The 3403-nt window shown below is 61.9% G+C and carries 6 protein-coding genes; 3 read left to right on the forward strand and 3 right to left on the reverse strand.

Annotation, left to right across the window (positions count from 1 at the left end):
• From B3873_RS24140 to B3873_RS24150, 3 genes are all read left to right on the forward strand, one after another.
• Window positions 1–207, forward strand: a 207-nt coding sequence (locus B3873_RS24140) for a c-type cytochrome (protein WP_286869509.1), incomplete at its 5' end; no start/stop codon positions are given.
• 130 nt (window positions 208–337) lie between these two features.
• Window positions 338–631 carry a type II toxin-antitoxin system RelE/ParE family toxin gene (locus B3873_RS24145; protein WP_209579551.1) on the forward strand — a complete coding sequence of 98 codons (294 nt, stop codon included), beginning with the start codon at window positions 338–340 and terminating at the stop codon, window positions 629–631.
• A 14-nt stretch (window positions 632–645) separates the two neighbouring features.
• A complete protein-coding gene (locus tag B3873_RS24150) occupies window positions 646–951 on the forward strand; it encodes an addiction module antidote protein (RefSeq protein WP_286869512.1) in 306 nt (101 codons plus the stop codon).
• A 34-nt stretch (window positions 952–985) separates the two neighbouring features.
• Here B3873_RS24150 and B3873_RS24155 read toward each other — a convergent pair whose 3' ends face one another.
• The 3 genes from B3873_RS24155 to B3873_RS24165 form a co-directional block, all read right to left on the reverse strand.
• The gene (locus tag B3873_RS24155) at window positions 986–1990 is read right to left on the reverse strand and encodes a transketolase family protein (protein WP_286869514.1); all 1005 of its coding nucleotides are present in this window, start codon (window positions 1988–1990) and stop codon (window positions 986–988) included.
• Window positions 1987–2832 (reverse strand): transketolase, encoded by an 846-nt coding sequence (locus B3873_RS24160; protein WP_039785929.1) that lies wholly within the window; start codon window positions 2830–2832, stop codon window positions 1987–1989. The genes B3873_RS24155 and B3873_RS24160 overlap by 4 nt, the downstream gene beginning before the upstream one ends.
• Before the next feature lie 36 nt (window positions 2833–2868).
• The coding region (locus B3873_RS24165; RefSeq protein ID WP_286869517.1) for a TRAP transporter large permease subunit at window positions 2869–3403 on the reverse strand (535 nt) is incomplete at its 5' end.

The raw sequence follows: 3403 nt of genomic DNA on the forward strand, positions 1-3403 counted from the left end.
GCGGTGGACGCCAAGATCGTCGGCCCCGCCTTCAAGGAAGTGGCCAAGAAATACGCCGGCCAGAAGGATGCCGAAGCCAAGCTGACCCAGAAGGTCCTCAACGGCGGTAGCGGTGTCTGGGGCGCGGTAGCGATGCCGGCCAACAAGGGCCAGGTGACCGAGGCTGAGGCGCGTGAGCTGGTCAAGTGGGTGCTGAGCCTGAAGTAAGCGTCAGCAAACCGCCATGAAAAAAAGGAGACCGAGGTCTCCTTTTTCTTTTCCTTCCCCTGGTTGCGGCAGTACTTCTACAAGCAAAACAGATATTGAGTGATTGTAATCGTTCGATTACAATCGTTGCATGTACATCACTCGCACGCTTCCCCAATTTACTGACTGGCTGCAAGGCATCAAGGATGATGCAAGCCGCGCGGTCATCGCAGCCAGAATCAAAAGGCTGGAGCGGGGGCTGATCGGTGATGCAGAATCCGTTGGTGATGGTGTCTCCGAACTACGCATTCATTTTGGCTCCGGTTGGCGGGTGTATTACACCCAACGCGGCCGTCATATCATCATCTTGTTGGCAGGAGGTTCTAAAAGAACGCAGGCGAGTGATATCAAGCGAGCCAAGGCCTTGGCAGCATTGCTTGACTAACAGAGGGAAGAAAAATGACCAAACGTATAAAGATTGCAGAGCTGGCAGACTTCGACGCTGCTCCGTTTCTGAACAGCGAGGAAGCTATTGCAGCTTACCTGACCGATATTCTTGCTGCCAATGATGCCGGCCTCCTGGCAGCGGCACTTGGCGATATTGCCCGTGCCAGGGGCATGAGCGAAATTGCGCAGGCCGCCGGGATTACCCGAGAGGCGCTCTACAAGGCCTTAAGACCTGGTAGCGCGCCTCGTTTCGATACCGTCAACCGGGTGTGTGCAGCGCTGGGGGTAAGACTGGTGGCCCAGCCGATTGGTAGCTGAGCGCACGGATACGTAGCACACATCGGTTACGGATTTACTTCAACCACTCCCTGATCCGCCGGCTCAACACTTCGCAACTGATCCCATACCGGTCATGCAAGGTCGGCAGCGCCCCCGCATCGAGGAAGGCGTCCGGCAAGCCGGCCATCTGGAAGCCCGCCGGCTGCACCCGGTGGCGCATCAGCGTGGTGGCAACGATCTCGCCCAGGCCGCCGATGACCGAATGGTTCTCGGCCACCACCACCAGACGGTTCTTCTTGCTGACCTGCTCCACCACCGTGGCTTCGTCAAAGGGTTTGATGGTCGGGCAGTGCAGCACGCCCACGCTGACGTTGTCGGCTTCCAGCGCCTTGGCCACTTCCAGCGCGCGCATGGTCATGAAGCCGCTGGAGATGATGAGCACGTCGTTGCCATCGCGGATTTCTTTGGCTTTGCCCAGCTCGAACTTGTAGTCGTATTCATCCAGCACCAGCGGCACGTTGCCGCGCGCCAGGCGCATGTAGACCGGGCCCTGGTGCGCCGCGATCTGCGGCACCGCCTGTTCCAGGTCCAGCGCATCGCAGGGGTCGACGATGGTCATGCCCGGAATGGCGCGCATCATCGCCAGGTCTTCGGTGGCCTGGTGACTGGGGCCGTAACCGGTAGTCAGGCCGGGCAGGGCGCAGCAGATCTTTACGTTCAGGTTTTCTTCGGCGATCACTTGATGGATGAAGTCATACGCACGACGTGTGGCAAAGACCGCATAGGTGGTGGCGAAGGGCACCAGTCCCTCTTTGGCCATGCCACCAGCGGCGGCCATGAGCAACTGCTCGGCCATGCCCATCTGGAAGAAGCGCTCGGGATACGCCCTCTGGAACAGGTGCAGGTCGGTGTACTTGGCCAGGTCAGCGGTGAGGCCCACGATTTCGGGGCGGTCCGCAGCGTATTCCACCAGGGCCTTGCCGAACGGGGCCGCCTGCACGCGCTGCCCCTCGGCGGCGATGGAGGCGATCATGGCCGAAGTGGTCAGGCGCGGTTTCTTCTCTGCGACGGTGTTCATGCTTGGCTTCCTTGTTGATAAGACTGGTCGAGGATGGACAGCGCCTGCTGCCATTCGGGCGGATCGACACGGATGAAGTGGTTCTTCTCGCGCTGCTCCAGGAAGGGCACGCCCTTGCCCATCAGGGTATCGAACAGGATCACGCGCGGCTTGGCGTCCTTGAGGTGGCGGGCATTGTCGAAGGCCCGCACCACGGCGGCCAGGTCATTGCCATCGACCCGCTGCACGTACCAGCCGAAGGACGCCCACTTGTCGGCCAGCGGCTCAAAGCCCATCACCTTGCTGGAAGGACCATCGGCCTGCTGGTTGTTGATGTCGACCAGGCAGATCAGGTTGCCCAGCTGGTGGTGGGCGGCGCCCATGGCGGCTTCCCAGGTCGAGCCCTCATCCAGCTCGCCATCGGACATGGAGTTGTAGACGAAGGCCGGATTGTGGTTGTAGCGCAGGCCCAGCGCCATGCCCACGCCGATGGCCAGGCCTTGGCCCAGCGAGCCGCCGGAGATTTCCATGCCCGGCGTATAAGTCGCCATGCCCGACATGGGCAGGCGGCTGTCATCGCTGCCGTAGGATTCCAGCTCTTCATCGGGGACGATGCCGGCCTCGATCAGGGCGGCATACAGGGCGATGGCGTAGTGCCCGTGCGAGAGCAGGAAGCGGTCGCGGCCGCTCCACTCCGGATCATCCGGGCGCAGTTGCATGGCGTGCTTGTAGGCCACGGCCAGCACGTCGGCCCAGCCCAGCGCCTGGCCGATGTAGCCCTGGCCCTGGACCTCGCCCATGCGCACGGCATTGCGGCGGATGCGGTATGCGCTTGCGCGCAGGTTTGCCAAATTGTCAGACATTGCGAGTCCTTGCTAGAGGAATGAAAACGTAAAAAATCACAGGAAGCCAATCGAGAACCACGGCACGAAGGCCACGATCAGCAGGCCCACCACCAGCGCGCCGAGATACGGCCAGATGCGCTTGACGGCAACGTCCGGATGCACGCGGCCGATGGTGCAGGCGGCGTAGTAGCCCAGGCCGAAGGGCGGCGCGAACAGGCCCACGCCCATGGAGAGGATGATGACCATGGCGTAATGCACCTCATGCACGCCGATGGCCTTGGCCACCGGGAACAGCAGCGGCGCGAACAGCACCATGGCGGGGATGCCCTCCAGCACGCTGCCCAGCACGATGAAGGCGGCGATCGACACCAGCAGGAAACCATATTTGCCACCCGGCACACTGGTCATGGCCTCGGCCAGCGCATGCGAGAAGCCCGATTGCGTCAGCGCCCACGACATGCCGGTAGCGGTGCCGATGATGAACAGGATCGCGCCCGACAAGGCGGCGGTGTCGACCAGCATCGGATAGAGCCGCTTCCAGTCGAACTGGCGATACACCAGCAGACCGGCGACCACCGAGTAGGCAATG

The organism is Herbaspirillum sp. UBA812 (assembly GCF_002296545.1).
In the GTDB taxonomy this organism is placed as follows: domain Bacteria; phylum Pseudomonadota; class Gammaproteobacteria; order Burkholderiales; family Burkholderiaceae_D; genus Herbaspirillum; species Herbaspirillum huttiense.

Excerpts from the sequence above, each read along its gene's own strand:
- B3873_RS24145 (WP_209579551.1), top strand. The coding sequence starts at position 338 with ATGTACATCACTCGCACGCTTCCCCAATTTACTGACTGGCTGCAAGGC.
- B3873_RS24150 (WP_286869512.1), top strand. The coding sequence starts at position 646 with ATGACCAAACGTATAAAGATTGCAGAGCTGGCAGACTTCGACGCTGCT.
- B3873_RS24155 (WP_286869514.1), bottom strand. The coding sequence starts at position 1,990 with ATGAACACCGTCGCAGAGAAGAAACCGCGCCTGACCACTTCGGCCATG.
- B3873_RS24160 (WP_039785929.1), bottom strand. The coding sequence starts at position 2,832 with ATGTCTGACAATTTGGCAAACCTGCGCGCAAGCGCATACCGCATCCGC.